Source organism: Streptomyces sp. NPDC050704, assembly GCF_040654355.1.
Taxonomy (GTDB): Bacteria; Actinomycetota; Actinomycetes; order Streptomycetales; family Streptomycetaceae; genus Streptomyces.
Window position 1 is genome coordinate 1 of the sequence record NZ_JBFAHW010000116.1, and the last position, 14747, is coordinate 14747.

Sequence of the window (14747 nt, forward strand, 5' to 3'; positions counted from 1 at the left end):
CGGTACGTCGCAGTCCGCCGCGTAGGGCTCCTGCAATCAACGGCTCCCGTCAAAACTGACAGCCGTACACCCGGAAGGCGGCGGACTCGACGTACCGGCACGGCCCCGCCCCCACCCCCACCGGCCAGCAGGCGCACCCCGCTCACCCCTCGGCCGGAATCACCGCCGACACCCGAAACCCCCCGGCATCAGTGGGCCCGGACACAAACACCCCACCCAGCCCGGCAACCCGCTCCTTCATCCCGAGCAACCCGTTCCCCCCACTGGGCAACCGCGCATCCGACGCCGCCCCCAACTCCGGCGGAGGCCCGTTCTCGACCTGCATGGCGATCTCGGAAACCCGATGCGCCAACCGCACCCGAGTCTTCGCCCCCGCCGCATGCTTATGGACGTTCGTCAACGCTTCCTGCACCACGCGATAAGCGGTCTGCTCCACCGCGGCCACATACCCCCGCGGCTCCCCCTCCACAGACAGATCGACGACCATCCCGGCCGCGGCCGACTGCCCGACCAACTCATCAAGATCGGCAAGACAGGGCCCCTCCGCCGCATCCTCGTCAACCACCCGCGACGCCGCAGCGGCCGCAGCCGCCGCAACCCCCACCGCGGCAAGCGGCACAGGCTGCACCCGCACAGACGCCGACGAAGACGAAGCTGAAGAAACGGCCCCCTCCCCCGTACGCAACACCCCGAGCATCTCCCGCAACTCGGTCAACGCCTGCCGCCCCATGTCCCCCACCAGAGACGCGTTCTTCACAGCCTTCTCGGGATCCTTCCGGGCAACGGCCTGCAGCGCGGCCGCATGCACGACCATCAGACTCACCCGATGCGCGACCACGTCGTGCATCTCCCGAGCGATCCGCGTCCGCTCCTCGTTGCGCGCCCACTCCGCCCGCTCCTCGGCCCGCTCGGCCAGCAGCTGCAACTCCCGCTCCAGCGAGTCAGCCCGCTCCCGCAGACTCTCCATCAGCCGCCGCCGCGCCCCCACGTACAGCCCGAGCAGAATCGGCGGCGCGGTCAGCCCGATCGAGGTCGTGATGGACACGAACGGCACGCCCCACTCCCCCATGCCGCCCATTTCACCGCTCACCATCCCCTGGTGCGCCCGCACGTACACGACGATGAACATCCCGACCATCGACATGCCCGCGAGCGCCCCGATGATCCGCCGCGGCATCTCGCACGTGGCGAGTGTGTAGAGCCCGACGAGCCCCATCAGGAACCCCATCTGGGCGGGCGTGATGGCGATGGAGACAAGAACGACGGCGATCGGCCACTTCCGCCGCAGCAGCAGAACGGACCCCGCGACCACCCCGAAGACAACCCCGACGGGCTCCGCCAGACCCGCGGCATCCGCGAACGGGCTCCCCAGGATCCCGCACTCCACCGCGGACACCACCGCGAGGCTCCCGTCGAGCACCGCACTGCGCCACCTCGCCCACCACCAAGGCCCGGTCAGGGCCGCGGTGTGGTCTTCCCCCGTCGTGGTCATGCCTCCAGCCTACGATTGCGAGGCGCCGCTTTTCCGGTGAGTTTCGCGTATTGGCCTACACCACTCACCGTAATCGAACAGATGCGAAACCGGCCGGTATCCCTCGAACTGCCGAATCGCCCGCCGTTCGACCTCTTCGGGTACGTGATCCACCGTCGCACGGAAGCCACTCGGTACGGCATAGTGTTGGGTGCCGATTCGACGACCTGACCAAATGTCCGATTCAGTCGAATTCCATCCCCCGTGGTGTAATTGGCAGCACTGTGGCTTTTGGTGCCATCTGTCCGGGTTCGAGTCCTGGCGGGGGAGCAATACCCGGTTCGGGGCCCGACAGCCAAGTCGGGCCCCGCTCACATTTCCCCCCCACAACACCCCGGTATCCTGCGGATGTCCCCACCCATCCAAAGCCGAAGGGCATCCCCGTGAGCGCCAACCGCCCGGCAGCCGTCGTCGTCCTTGCAGCGGGTGAGGGCACCCGTATGAAGTCGGCCACACCCAAGGTCCTGCACGACATCTGTGGCCGCTCCCTCCTGGGCCATGTACTCGCCGCCGCAACCGAGTTGGAGCCCGAGCACCTGGTCGTCGTGGTGGGACACGCCCGCGAGAAGGTCACCGCGCACCTCGCGGAGACCGCCCCCGGCGTACGGACGGCCGTGCAGGCCGAGCAGAACGGCACCGGTCACGCGGTCCGGATGGGCCTGGAGGAGCTGACCGACGGCGTCGACGGCACCGTGGTCGTCGTCTGCGGCGACACCCCGCTGCTCACCGGCGAGACCCTGCGCAGGCTCGCCGCGACCCACACCGCCGACGGCAACGCCGTCACCGTGCTCACCGCCGAGGTCCCGGACGCCACCGGCTACGGCCGCATCGTCCGCGACCACGTCTCCGGCGCCGTGACCGCGATCGTCGAGCACAAGGACGCCACCGAGTCCCAGCGCGCCATCCGGGAGATCAACTCCGGGGTCTTCGCCTTCGACGGGCAGCTGCTCACGGACGCCCTCGGCAAGGTCCGTACGGACAACAGCCAGGGCGAGGAGTACCTGACGGACGTCCTCGGCATCCTCCGGGAGGCCGGGCACCGGGTCGGTGCCTCCGTCGCGGGCGACCACCGCGAGGTCGCCGGCATCAACAACCGCGTACAGCTCTCCGAAGCCCGCCGCATCCTCAACGACCGGCTGCTGGAGCACGCGATGCTCGCCGGCGTCACCGTCATCGACCCGGCCTCGACCTGGATCGACGTCACCGTCACCTTCGAGCAGGACGCGATCGTGCACCCCGGCACCCAGCTCCAGGGCGCCACGCACCTCGGCGAGGGCGCCGAGGTCGGCCCCAACACCCGCCTGAACGACACGAAGGTGGGCGCGGGGGCGCGGCTCGACAACACGGTGGCCAACGGCGCCGAGGTCGGCCCCCAGGCGAACGTGGGCCCGTACGCGTATCTCCGTCCCGGCACCCGCCTCGGGCTGAAGGTCAAGGTGGGTACGTACGTGGAGACGAAGAACGCGACGATCGGCGAGGGCACGAAGGTCCCGCACCTCTCCTACGTCGGCGACGCGACGATCGGCGAGCACTCGAACATCGGCGCCGCGAGCGTCTTCGTGAACTACGACGGCGAGGCCAAACACCACACCACCGTCGGGTCGCACTGCAAGACGGGAGCGGACAACATGTTTGTGGCGCCTGTCACGGTCGGGGACGGTGCGTACACCGCGGCGGGCTCGGTCATCACGAAGGACGTACCGCCCGGTTCGCTGGCCGTGGCCCGGGGCCAGCAGCGGAATATCGAGGGCTGGGTGGCCCGGAAGCGTCCGGGCGGCGCGGCCGCCAAGGCCGCCGAAGCGGCGGAGTCGGCGTCCCTGGAGGCGGGCGGCGAAAGCTGACCGGAAAGCGCCGGGTCCGACTCGGCGTACCGTGGTAGGCGCACACCCCGCACCCCCAGCTGAGACCACCTCTCAACACCCAGCTGAGACACCTCTGAGGAGACAGTGCTGTGACCGGGATCAAGACGACCGGCGAGAAGAAGATGATGTTCTTCTCCGGCCGCGCTCACCCCGAGCTTGCCCAGGAGATCGCCCACCAGCTGGGTGTCGGGGTCGTCCCGACGAAGGCCTTCGACTTCGCCAACGGTGAGATCTACGTCCGCTACGAGGAGTCGGCCCGCGGCGCCGACTGTTTCCTGATCCAGAGCCACACGGCCCCGATCAACAAGTGGGTCATGGAACAGCTGATCATGATCGACGCTCTGAAGCGGGCCTCCGCCCGGAGCATCACCGTGATCGTGCCGTTCTACGGTTACGCCCGGCAGGACAAGAAGCACCGGGGACGTGAACCGATCTCGGCGCGTCTGATCGCCGACATGATGAAGACGGCGGGCGCCGACCGCATCCTGACGGTCGACCTGCACACCGACCAGATCCAGGGCTTCTTCGACGGCCCGGTGGATCATCTCTTCGCGCTGCCGATCCTGGCGGACTACGTGGGCACCAAGGTGGACCGCTCCAAGCTGACCGTCGTGTCCCCGGACGCCGGCCGCGTGCGCGTCGCCGACCGCTGGTGCGACCGGCTCGGCGCCCCGCTCGCCATCGTGCACAAGCGCCGCGACAAGGACGTCGCCAACCAGGTCACCGTCCACGAGGTGGTCGGTGACGTGGAGGGCCGGGTCTGCGTGCTGGTCGACGACATGATCGACACCGGCGGCACGATCTGCGCCGCCGCGGACGCGCTGTTCGCGCACGGCGCCGAGGACGTCATCGTGACGGCGACGCACGGTGTGCTCTCCGGTCCTGCCGCGGACCGGCTGATGAACTCCAAGGTCAGCGAGTTCATCTTCACGAACACGCTGCCCACCCCCGGTGAGCTGGAGCTCGACAAGATCACGGTGCTGTCGATCGCGCCGACGATCGCGAGCGCGGTGCGCGAGGTCTTCGAGGACGGCTCGGTGACCAGCCTCTTCGACGAGTAGCAGGCCCTGAGGCCGGTAGCACCCGGTCGATCGACGGGTCCTGTAGATCGATTTCATGTCCGGCCTCCCCGCCGCGTAAGCTGTCACAGTTGCTCGGCGAGGGAGGCCGCACTCTTTGGGTGTGGCGGTCCGTTATCGACGCGCTCTTCGTAGCAGGCCGATTGTTTGGCCGGGTGACCTTCTTCCCACGTTCTACGAGGAGTGCACATGGCCGACGTAAAGCTTGCCGCCGAGACCCGTACCGAGTTCGGCAAGGGTGCCGCGCGCCGCATCCGCCGCGAGAGCAAGGTTCCCGCCGTTGTCTACGGCCACGGCGGCGACCCGGTCCACATCACGCTGCCGGGCCACGAGCTGCAGCTCGCCCTGCGTACCCCGAACGTCCTGCTCTCCCTGGACATCGAGGGCAAGACCCAGCTCGCGATCCCGAAGGCCGTCCAGCGTGACGCCATCAAGGGCTTCCTGGAGCACGTCGACCTGCTGCTGGTCCGCAGCGGCGAGAAGGTCAACGTCGAGGTCTACGTCCACACCGAGGGCGAGCTGGCCCCGGGTGCCTTCCTCCTCGAGCACGTGCTGAGCACGCTGACCGTCGAGGCCGAGGCCACGCACATCCCCGAGTCGGTCACCGTGTCCATCGCGGGCCTGGAGGCCGGCGCCTCCATCCTCGCCAAGGACATCCCGCTGCCCGAGGGCACCACGCTGGCCATCGACGAGGACGCCGTCGTCCTCCAGGTCCTGGCCGCGCAGGCCGAAGAGGCCGCCGGCGAGTCCGCCGAGGGCGAGTCCGCCGAGGCCTGATCCGCACCGGATCACCGTGTGCCGGCCGCCGCTCCCGAGGGGGCGGCGGCCGACGCGTATCCGCCGTTCAAGGACACCTGCCGCTCAAGGACCCATGGGAGACACGGACGTGAGCACGGCCACGGAACCAGGCGCGCCCTGGCTGATCGTGGGGCTCGGCAACCCCGGCCCCGACTACGCCATGAACCGCCACAACGTGGGCTTCATGGTCGCCGACCTCCTCGCCGGGCGGATCGGCGGCAAGTTCAAGCGGGCCGGCAAGGCGCAGGCCCAGGTGATCGAGGGGCGCATCGGCCCGCCCGGACCGGCGAACCGCCGGGTGATCCTGGCCAAGCCGATGTCGTACATGAACCTCTCCGGCGGCCCGGTCACGGCCCTGCGCGACTTCTACAAGGTGCCGACCGGGAACATCGTCGCCATCCACGACGAGCTCGACATCGACTACGGCGTGCTGCGCCTGAAGCTGGGCGGCGGCGACAACGGGCACAACGGCCTCAAGTCCATGACCAAGGCGATGGGCCCGGACTACCACCGCGTCCGCTTCGGCATCGGCCGCCCGCCGGGACGCATGCAGGTCGCCGACTTCGTCCTGAAGGACTTCGCCTCGGCGGAGCGCAAGGAACTGGACTACTTCGTGGACCGCGCGTCGGACGCGGTGGAGTGTCTGGTGATCGAGGGTCTTGAGCGGGCGCAGGGGACGTACAACTCGTGAGGCCGGCCGCCTGAAACCGGCCGCCTGAGGCCGGATACCGGAGGCCCGGCCTCCGTGAGGCTTGCCACCCCGGCCGCCGAAAGATCCGTACAACACGAGACTTGTCCCCCGGCCGGAACACCGCCGGGGCCCCACCGGAGTTGACCGGGCGCGCGGCCATGGCCAAGGATCTCCGCCATGCCTGCCCTCACCTCCCGCCAGAACGCGTTCGCGGCGCTGCGGTTCGGGCAGCTCGCGGTGATGGGGACGGTCGCGGTGCTGATCCTGATCGCGGGCGTCTGGGCCTCCTGGGGCACCGCCCAGCACGTGATGCTCACCAAGGGCCGCGAGCGCGGCACGATGACGGTCACGCGGTGCGCCGACGACCGGTGCACGGGCCCGTACCAACCCACGTCGGAGGGATCCACCGCGCGCGAGCGGGTCGTTCTCGACAGCGACATCGCGGTGGAGAAGGGCCGGACGTACACCGTCGTCGTGAAGCCCGGCAGCGACGACGTCGTCCGTTCGGGCCCCGGCGGACTCCTCTACGCCTGGGTCCCGCTCGGCGGCGCACTCCTGCTCGCGTCGGTGGTGGTCGCGGGCGGACTGCGGCTGACCCGTCTCGCGTGGGTCTTCGGCGGCGCGGGACTGACGCTGGTCACGGCGGCGTTTCTGGCGCTCTGAGTCCCGGGCGGCGGGCCCGCGGCTCCCCGCGCCCCAAAGGGGCGCGGGGAACTGCGCGACCAGCCACAACAAACCCGCGGACAACACACAACACTCCGGCGGAACGCATCGGCGGTCAGCCGGTGTTGCGCAGGCCCGCCGCCACACCGTTGACCGTCAGAAGCAGCGCCCGGGACAGCAGCGGGTCGGGCTCCTCGCCGGCGGCGGCCGCGTCGCGCTGCCGCTTGAGGAGGGCGACCTGGAGGTAGGAGATCGGGTCGAGGTAGGCGTCGCGGATGGAGAAGGTCTGCCGCAACACGGGGTGGGCGTCGAGGAGTTCGCGCTCACCGGTGATGCGAAGGACCTCGCGCACGGTCAGCTCGTGCTCGGCCCTGATGGTGTCGAAGACGTGCTTCAGGTCGTCCGGGACGAGCGTGTCGACGTAGTGACTCGCGATCCGCAGGTCCGTCTTGGCGAGGGTCATCTCGACGTTGGAGACGAAGTTGCCGAAGAAGTGCCACTGCTCGTGCATCTCCTCCAGCACGCTGTCGAGGCCGGCCTCGCGCAGCGCCTTCAGCCCGGAGCCGACGCCGAACCAGCCCGGCACGATCTGCCGCGACTGGGTCCAGCCGAACACCCACGGGATGGCCCGCAGCCCGTCCAGACCGGCCCCGGAGTCCGGGCGCCGCGAGGGCCGCGAGCCCAGGTGCAGGTCGGCGAGCTGGTCGACGGGGGTGGCGGCGAAGAAGTACGCGGGCAGGTCCGGGTCCTCGACCAGCCTGCGGTACGCGCCGTGCGCGGCGTCCGAGACCAGGTCCATCGCCGCGTCCCAGCGGGCCAGCGCGTCGTCCGACTGGCGGGGCGAGGTGTGCAGCGCGGAGGCCTGAAGGGTGGCGGCGACGGTCAGTTCCAGGTTCTCCCGCGCGAGCGAGGGCACCAGGTACTTGTCGGAGATGACCTCGCCCTGCTCGGTCACCTTGATCTCGCCCTCCAGGGTGCCCCAGGGCTGGGCGAGGATCGCGTCGTGCGAGGGGCCGCCGCCGCGGCCGACGGTGCCGCCCCGGCCGTGGAACAGCCGCAGCCGCACCCCGTACCGGTGGGCCACGTCGCGCAGCCGCCGCTGCGCCCGGTGGATCTCCCACTGCGAGGTGGTGATGCCGCCGAACTTGGAGGAGTCGGAGTAGCCGAGCATGACCTCCTGCACGTCGCCGCGCAGCGCGACCAGCCGCCGGTAGGACGGGTCGGACAGCATGTCTTCGAGAATCGTGTCCGCGGCCTTGAGCTCGTCCGTGGTCTCCAGCAGCGGCACGATGCCGATCTTCGCCCAGCCCCCGTGCAGGTCGATGAGCCCGGCCTCGCGGGCCAGCACCGCCGCGGCGAACACGTCGTCGGAGCCCTGGCACATGGAGATGATGTACGACTCGATCACCTCGGGCCCGAAGACCGCGAGCGCCCGCTTGACCGTCTCGAAGACGCCGAGGGTCTTCTCACCGGCCGCGTCCAGCGGCGCCGGGGTCGGCGCGAGCGGCCTTCTGGACCGCAGTTCCTTGGCGAGCAGCTTGTTCCGGTACTCGCGCGGCATGTCCTCGTAGCGCCAGGACTCCTCGCCGAGCCGGTCGAAGAGCTGCCCGAGCGCGTGGTGGTGGGCGTCCGCGTGCTCGCGTACGTCCATGGTGGCGAGCTGGAGGCCGAAGGCGGCGAGCGTGCGGATCGTACGGTTCATGCGGCCGTCGGCGAACAGCGCGCCCCGGTGCTCGCGCAGCGAGGTCTGGATGAGCGTGAGGTCGGCCAGCAGCTCGGCCGTGCCGAGGTAGTCGCGGCCGTCCTCGTGCGGGGTGCCCTTGGCCAGGCGCTGCTTGGTGTTCTCCAGCTTCTGCCGGATGCAGGTGGCCTTGAGGCGGTAGGGCTCCTCGGCGTTGAGGCGCTTGTAGCGGGGGCTGATGCCCGGCAGCGCCTCCAGGTCGGCCTGGAGAGAGGCGAGCAGTTCCTCGGTGGCGCCGGTGTAGCGGATCGAGTTCGACAGGAAGCCGCGCAGCTCGTCGATCAGCTCAAGCGCGTCGTTGATGCCGTGCTCGTGCTGGAGGATCAGGACGTCCCAGGTGACCTGCGGGGTCACGTTCGGGTTGCCGTCCCGGTCGCCGCCGATCCAGGTGCCGAAGGTGAGCGGGCGGGTCTCGTCCGGCAGGACGACGCCGACGCGCTCCAGCTCGGCGGTGAGGTCTTCGAGAACATCCCCCACCGCACCCGCGTGCAGCTCGTCCAGGTAGTAGATGGCGTTGCGGGCCTCGTCGGCGGGCTCGGGACGGACTACGCGCAGCTCGTCCGTCTGCCATACCAGGTCGATGTTCTCGGCCAGACGGGTGTCGTAGCGGCGCCGGTCCGCCTCGATGACCGGGGTCTCCAGCAACGCGGCGATCCTGCGCAGCTTGTTCAGGACCGAACGACGCGCCGCCTCCGTGGGGTGCGCCGTGAAGACCGGGCGAACATTGAGGTGCCGCACGGTCGCGCGCAGGTGCTCGGGGTCGGCGTCCTTCAGCCGGTCCGCCGTACGGGCCAGGAGTCCGCCCTCGGCGGCGCGCCTGGCGCGCAGCTCGCGGCCGCGGTGCACCTGCTCGGTGACGTTCGCCAGGTGGAAGTACGTGGAGAAGGCGCGGACCAGCTTGGCCGCGGTCTCCAGTTCGGTGCCGCGCAGCAGTTCGGCGGCGGCCTCGCCGTCCTCGCGGGTGAGGCGGCGGACCTTCTCGACCAGTTCGAGGAGCTCGGGGCCCTCCTGACGTACGAGGGTCTCGCCCAGCAGATCGCCCAGGCGGCGGATGTCGGCGCGCAGCTCACTGCTGGTTGTCGTGGTCTGGTCGTCGGCACTGCTCACAGGTGCGGCTCCTTGCAGTGTTTGAAGCTCGTCTGAGGCTCGTCTGGAGGGGAACCCGTCGGCCTGGGCGGCGGTCGCCGCATAGGACAGAGGGCATACGGGAAGAAAACACGAGAGAGCGGACCGCGCTGTCCGAACGACTCAAGGATAGGTCTCGATGCGGACCCGCAGTTTCGCGGGCTCTTGCCGACAGGCGCCGCGCTGCCATACTTACGACGCCGTAGGTTACGGAACCGTAGGCACGTTTTCCGGCAACCCGTAGGCACGCTTCTCAGCCACTCTCACAACCCTCGACCCCACAGGGGACTCCCCATGACCACGAGTTCCGATGTGATCGATGACGCCCCGAAGGCGAACAACGACACCTCAACTCCCTCCGCCACGCTGGGCGGCGAGCAGAAGCGCTCCATCGAGCAGATCACCCTTCTCCTCTTCATCACCGTCCCGTTCCTCGCGATCCTCGCGGCGGTGCCGCTGGCCTGGGGCTGGGGCGTGAGCTGGCTGGACCTCGGCCTGCTCGTGTTCATGTACTACCTGGGCTGCCACGGCATCACGATCGGTTTCCACCGGTACTTCACGCACGGCTCCTTCAAGGCGAAGCGCCCGCTGCGCATCGCGCTCGCGATCGCCGGCTCGATGGCCGTCGAAGGACCTCTGGTCCGCTGGGTCGCCGACCACCGCAAGCACCACAAGTTCTCCGACGCCGAGGGCGACCCCCACTCGCCGTGGCGGTTCGGGGAGACGGTCCCGGCGCTGATGAAGGGCCTGTGGTGGGCCCACATCGCCTGGATGTTCGACGAGGAGCAGACGCCGCAGGAGAAGTACGCGCCGGACCTGATCAGGGACAACGCGATCCGTACGATCTCCCGCCAGTTCCTCCTCTGGGCGGGGATCTCCCTGGCGCTCCCGGCGCTGGTCGGCGGCCTGGTCACGATGTCCTGGTGGGGCGCGTTCACGGCCTTCTTCTGGGGCTCGCTGGTGCGGGTGGCGCTGCTGCACCACGTCACCTGGTCGATCAACTCGATCTGCCACGCGGTGGGCAAGCGCCCCTTCAAGTCGCGGGACCGTTCGGGCAACGTGTGGTGGCTGGCCGTACTGTCCTGCGGCGAGTCCTGGCACAACCTGCACCACGCCGACCCGACCTCGGCGCGGCACGGTGTGGAGCGCGGTCAGCTGGACTCCTCGGCCCGGCTCATCCGCTGGTTCGAGCGGTTCGGCTGGGCGTACGACGTGCGCTGGCCGTCACGCTCGCGTATCGATTCCCGCCGGAACCCGGACGGGACGGACTCTCGACGCAAGTCGGAGGCCGTCGAGGCTGCATGATTGACAGCGTGGCGACCGACTCCAGCACGTCCTCCAGCAATGAAAAACCGCGGCGCGCCCGCCGTACCCGGATGACCGGCGCGGAACGCCGGGCTCAACTGCTGGAGATCGGTCGCACCCTCTTCGCCACGAAGGGCTTCGAGGCGACGTCGGTGGAGGAGATCGCGGCGAAGGCCGGCGTCTCCAAGCCCGTCGTCTACGAGCACTTCGGCGGCAAGGAGGGCCTGTACGCGGTGGTGGTGGACCGCGAGATGCGCCGCCTCCTCGACATGGTGACCAGCTCCCTCACGGCGGGCCACCCCCGCGAACTGTGCGAACAGGCCGCCTTCGCCCTCCTCGACTACATCGAGGAGTACACGGACGGCTTCCGCATCCTGGTCCGCGACTCCCCCATCCCCCAGTCCACAGGCTCCTTCGCCTCCCTGATCTCGGACATCGCGACCCAGGTGGAGGACATCCTGGGCCGCGAGTTCAAGAGGCGCGGCTTCGACCCGAAACTCGCCCCCCTGTACGCCCAGGCCCTGGTCGGCATGGTCGCCCTCACCGGCCAGTGGTGGCTGGACGTCCGCCGCCCGAAAAAGGCGGAGGTGGCGGCCCACCTGGTGAACCTGGCGTGGCACGGGCTGGACGGACTGGAGTCGAAGCCTCGGTTGATAGGGCGCCGGAAGAGCTGAATTCAGCGGGTCGGCTCCAGGAACTCCAGCCGGTTGCCCACCGGGTCCTCGGAGTAGAAGCGGCGGTGGCCAGGAAGGTTGTCATCCCAGGTCACCGCCGCTCCGCAGGCGGTGAGGCGGGCCGCGTACACCTCGATGCCGGTGACCCGCAGCCCCGGGTGGGCCTTCTTCGCGGGTCTGAAGTCGCGCTCGATCCCCAGATGCAGCTGGACCGCTCCCGCCCGGAACCAGCAGCCCCCGCGCGCGGCGAGCACCGGCGGCTTGGGGAGCTCCGTCATGCCGAGGACGTCTACGTAGTAGGCGCGCAGGGCAGCCTCCGACCCCGGCGGCGCGGCGAGCTGGACGTGGTCGACGGCCGTGAGCATCAGGCCGGCTTCCTCGCCACCACGAACAGCCGCCGGAACGGCAGCACCGTGCCGTACGGGGCCGTCGGGTACGCCTCGCGGAGCAGGTCGCGGTACTCCGCCACGAAGGCGTCCCGGGCCTCCGGGTCGTCCGCGAGGGCCGTGAGGGCGGGGCGCATGCCCGTGCCCTTGGACCAGTCCAGGACCGGGTCCTCGCCCGTCAGGATCTGCATGTACGTCGTCTCCCAGACGTCCGCCTCGCAGCCGAGGCGGGCCAGCCGGTCCAGGTAGACGAGTGGGGTGTGGACCGAGTCCTCGTCGCGGAGGACACCGGAGAGGCGGGGCTTCCAGCGGGCGGAGGCGGCGAGTTCGCGCATCAGGGAGTGCAGGGGCGCGTAGATGTTGTTCGGGACCTGGAAGGCGAGGGTGCCGCCGGGGGCCAACGCGTCGAGCCAGGCGGGGAAGGCGTCCAGGTGGCCGGGGACCCACTGGAGCGCCGCGTTCGAGACGATCAGGTCGTACGTCTCCGTGGGCGCCCACCCGGTGAGGTCCGCGTGGGCGAAGTCAAGACGGCCGCCGCCGGCCGTGGGGCCCGCGTACGCGTCCGTCTTCGCCAGCATCTCCGGGGAGTTGTCGTAGCCCGTGACGTGCGCGGCCGGCCAGCGCTCGGCGAGCTGGACGGTGACGTTGCCGGGGCCGCAGCCCAGGTCGGCGATACGGGCCGGGTCGCCGGGCAGCGCCGGGACGCGGGCGAGGAGCTCGGCGAAGGGGCGGGCACGGTGTTCCGCGTGGCGCAGGTACTGGCCCGGGTCCCAGGTGGGGGTGGTGGCGGCAGGCATGGGTGGGCCTCCTCGAAGTCGCGGAAGTCGTCACGGAAGTCACGCAAGTCACGGTCACCGGTGAGCAGGATTCCACCCTCACAGAGCAAGTCTCTCGACGTCAAGAGACTTCACGTCAAGAGACTCCACATCGACACAACCACTACACTGATCGCCATGGAGGACGAGGTCGATCGGCTGGTCGCAGCATGGCGCCGGGAGCGCCCTGACCTCGACGTGGAACCGCTGGAAGTGCTCAGCCGCGTGAGCAGGCTCGCCCGGCATCTGGACCGGGCCCGCCGGATCGCGTTCTCCGAGCACGCCCTGGAACCCTGGGAGTTCGACGTGCTGACGGCGCTGAGGCGGGCCGGAAACCCGTACCAGCTCTCCCCCGGCCAGCTCCTCACGCAGACCCTGGTCACCTCCGGCACGATGACGAACCGTATCGACCGGCTGGCGAAGAAGGGCCTCGTCGAGCGCCTCCCGGACCCCAGCGACCGCCGCGGCGTCCTCGTGCGCCTCACCGAGGAGGGCCGCGACCGCGCCGACCAGGCGCTCGCCGGGCTCCTCGACCAGGAGCGGGCGATCCTCGCGGAGCTCAGCAGCGCCCAGCGCGGCGAACTGGCCGGGCTGCTACGCCAGTTGACCGCCCCGTTCGACAACATCCCCGGCTAGGTCGACCGGCCCGACCCCGGCCCGCCGGGCGAGCGCGACGGCCGCGAGGGTCGAGTGCACACCCAGCTTCCCCAGCACGTTCTGCATATGGGTGCGGACGGTGTGCGGGGAGAGGAAGAGCCGCTCGGCGACGGCCTTCCGGCCCAGCCCGGCGACCATGCACCGCAGCACCTCCCGCTCCCTCGGCGTGAGCGACTCGACGAGCCGCTCGCTCTCCGTGCGGTGCTTGCGGGCCGCGGTCAGCTCGCGCAGGACGCCGGTGAGCAGGGCGGGCGGCAGATGCGTCTCATCCCGCAGCACCCCCCGGATGACCGTCAGCAGCCTGGACAGCGAGCAGTCCTTGGCGACCCAGCCCGAGGCACCGGCCTGCAGGGCGAGGGCGGCGCGACGCGAGTCGTCCTTCTCGGCGAGCACGACGATACGGACGCTGGGCTGTCCCGTACGGACGCCCGCGACCAGCGAGATGCCGTCGACCAGGCCTTCTTCGTTGTTGTCGTGCACGGGCACGGCCGGGCGGGCGCCCGGCACGTTGCCGCCCAGATCGGCGTCGACGAGCAGCACGTCGAATCTGCGGCCTTCGGCGGCCGCCCGCTCGAGGCAGCGCAGCGCGGCGGGACCGCTGCCGGCCGCGGAGACGTCCACGTCCGGCTCGGCGGCCAGGGCGGCGGCGAGCGACTCGGCGAAGATACGGTGGTCGTCGACGACCAGGACACGGATGCGAACCACTGAAACCCCCACTGGTCGGGGGACGACCGACGCAGGTACGGCGCCCGGAGTGATCCCGAGCCGTCTTGTAGCTCGGAGAACGGGGTGCCGCAGCCGCACGGCCGCCGCCGTGCTGAGACTGCTACCCCCACTCCGGGCGTCGTACCCGACTGTCTCGCCCCCTGAGCAGCACCGGCCCCCACCGGTGCTGTTCATCAGAGTAAGGCCGGGTGCCAGGAGCGGAAGCCAAATTGCAGAACTGATTGGCCAGCGCGTTTATGGTGAGCCGTATGTTTCGTATTGAGACAGCAGTCGACAAAGAGCGTAGCCAATTGCTGCGTTCCCGACTACGGGACACCAACACGGCGGCTTCGCCCGTGCTGCGTGCCCTCCGCGGATCCCCTGGTGAACGGGAAGTTCCGCTCCACGTCTGGGCGTTGGACCCGGCCGGTGACCTTGTCGGCGGCCTCGTCGGCCACACCTGGGCGACCTGGCTCCACGTGGCGTACCTCTGGGTCGCGGAGCCCCACCGCGGCTCGGGCCTCGGCTCGCATCTCCTGTCCCAGGCGGAACAACTGGCCCACGGGTCCCGCGGCTGCCTCAACGCCCGCCTGGAGACGTGGGACTTCCAGGCACCGGAGTTCTACAAGAAGCAGGGGTACGAGGTGGTGTGCGTGATCCCCGACTATCCACCGGGGATCACGGAGTACACGCTGACCAAGCGGCTGGGGTGAGG

At 69.9% G+C, this 14747-nt stretch carries 14 protein-coding genes and 1 tRNA gene; 10 read left to right on the forward strand and 5 right to left on the reverse strand.

Annotation, left to right across the window (positions count from 1 at the left end):
• Window positions 1–142 precede the first annotated feature (142 nt).
• Window positions 143–1492 (reverse strand): histidine kinase, encoded by a 1350-nt coding sequence (locus AB0I18_RS41970; RefSeq protein WP_363111027.1) that lies wholly within the window; start codon window positions 1490–1492, stop codon window positions 143–145.
• 237 nt (window positions 1493–1729) lie between these two features.
• Between AB0I18_RS41970 and AB0I18_RS41975 the strand changes: the two genes are divergently transcribed.
• From AB0I18_RS41975 to AB0I18_RS42000, 6 genes are all read left to right on the forward strand, one after another.
• Window positions 1730–1801: transfer RNA gene (locus AB0I18_RS41975), tRNA-Gln, on the forward strand.
• A 113-nt stretch (window positions 1802–1914) separates the two neighbouring features.
• Window positions 1915–3372, forward strand: coding sequence for a bifunctional UDP-N-acetylglucosamine diphosphorylase/glucosamine-1-phosphate N-acetyltransferase GlmU (gene glmU, locus AB0I18_RS41980; protein WP_363111028.1), 1458 nt, complete (start codon window positions 1915–1917; stop codon window positions 3370–3372).
• A 110-nt stretch (window positions 3373–3482) separates the two neighbouring features.
• Window positions 3483–4454 (forward strand): ribose-phosphate diphosphokinase, encoded by a 972-nt coding sequence (locus tag AB0I18_RS41985; protein ID WP_363111029.1) that lies wholly within the window; start codon window positions 3483–3485, stop codon window positions 4452–4454.
• Window positions 4455–4661: 207 nt separating this feature from the next.
• A complete protein-coding gene (locus AB0I18_RS41990) occupies window positions 4662–5249 on the forward strand; it encodes a 50S ribosomal protein L25/general stress protein Ctc (protein WP_363111030.1) in 588 nt (195 codons plus the stop codon).
• Between the two features lie 94 nt (window positions 5250–5343).
• A complete protein-coding gene (pth, locus tag AB0I18_RS41995) occupies window positions 5344–5961 on the forward strand; it encodes an aminoacyl-tRNA hydrolase (protein ID WP_363111031.1) in 618 nt (205 codons plus the stop codon).
• A gap of 177 nt (window positions 5962–6138) precedes the next feature.
• Complete coding sequence (locus AB0I18_RS42000; protein ID WP_363111032.1) at window positions 6139–6624, forward strand: hypothetical protein; 486 nt, start codon at window positions 6139–6141, stop codon at window positions 6622–6624.
• Window positions 6625–6739: 115 nt separating this feature from the next.
• Here AB0I18_RS42000 and ppc read toward each other — a convergent pair whose 3' ends face one another.
• Window positions 6740–9472, reverse strand: a complete 2733-nt coding sequence (ppc, locus tag AB0I18_RS42005; RefSeq protein WP_363111033.1) for a phosphoenolpyruvate carboxylase — start codon at window positions 9470–9472, stop codon at window positions 6740–6742.
• A gap of 312 nt (window positions 9473–9784) precedes the next feature.
• Between ppc and AB0I18_RS42010 the strand changes: the two genes are divergently transcribed.
• Together AB0I18_RS42010 and AB0I18_RS42015 are read left to right on the forward strand one after the other, a co-directional pair.
• Window positions 9785–10795: a fatty acid desaturase gene (locus AB0I18_RS42010; RefSeq protein WP_363111034.1), complete on the forward strand. Its 1011-nt coding sequence runs from the start codon at window positions 9785–9787 to the stop codon at window positions 10793–10795.
• Window positions 10792–11469, forward strand: coding sequence for a TetR/AcrR family transcriptional regulator (locus tag AB0I18_RS42015; RefSeq protein ID WP_363111035.1), 678 nt, complete (start codon window positions 10792–10794; stop codon window positions 11467–11469). The genes AB0I18_RS42010 and AB0I18_RS42015 overlap by 4 nt, the downstream gene beginning before the upstream one ends.
• Before the next feature lie 2 nt (window positions 11470–11471).
• On the opposite strand, the gene AB0I18_RS42020 is transcribed toward AB0I18_RS42015, so the two are convergent.
• Both AB0I18_RS42020 and AB0I18_RS42025 read right to left on the reverse strand, forming a co-directional pair.
• Window positions 11472–11834, reverse strand: coding sequence for a VOC family protein (locus tag AB0I18_RS42020; protein WP_363111036.1), 363 nt, complete (start codon window positions 11832–11834; stop codon window positions 11472–11474).
• A complete protein-coding gene (locus AB0I18_RS42025) occupies window positions 11834–12652 on the reverse strand; it encodes a trans-aconitate 2-methyltransferase (protein ID WP_363111037.1) in 819 nt (272 codons plus the stop codon). Before AB0I18_RS42025 ends, AB0I18_RS42020 begins: the two co-directional genes overlap by 1 nt.
• Before the next feature lie 156 nt (window positions 12653–12808).
• Here AB0I18_RS42025 and AB0I18_RS42030 point away from each other — a divergent pair, with 156 nt between their 5' ends.
• Window positions 12809–13306 (forward strand): MarR family transcriptional regulator, encoded by a 498-nt coding sequence (locus AB0I18_RS42030; RefSeq protein ID WP_363111038.1) that lies wholly within the window; start codon window positions 12809–12811, stop codon window positions 13304–13306.
• On the opposite strand, the gene AB0I18_RS42035 is transcribed toward AB0I18_RS42030, so the two are convergent.
• Complete coding sequence (locus AB0I18_RS42035; protein ID WP_363111039.1) at window positions 13265–14032, reverse strand: response regulator transcription factor; 768 nt, start codon at window positions 14030–14032, stop codon at window positions 13265–13267. The two genes, AB0I18_RS42030 and AB0I18_RS42035, sit on opposite strands and share 42 nt — an antisense overlap.
• A gap of 257 nt (window positions 14033–14289) precedes the next feature.
• Between AB0I18_RS42035 and AB0I18_RS42040 the strand changes: the two genes are divergently transcribed.
• A complete protein-coding gene (locus AB0I18_RS42040; RefSeq protein WP_363111040.1) occupies window positions 14290–14745 on the forward strand; it encodes a GNAT family N-acetyltransferase in 456 nt (151 codons plus the stop codon).
• The last annotated feature ends 2 nt before the right edge of the window (window positions 14746–14747 follow it).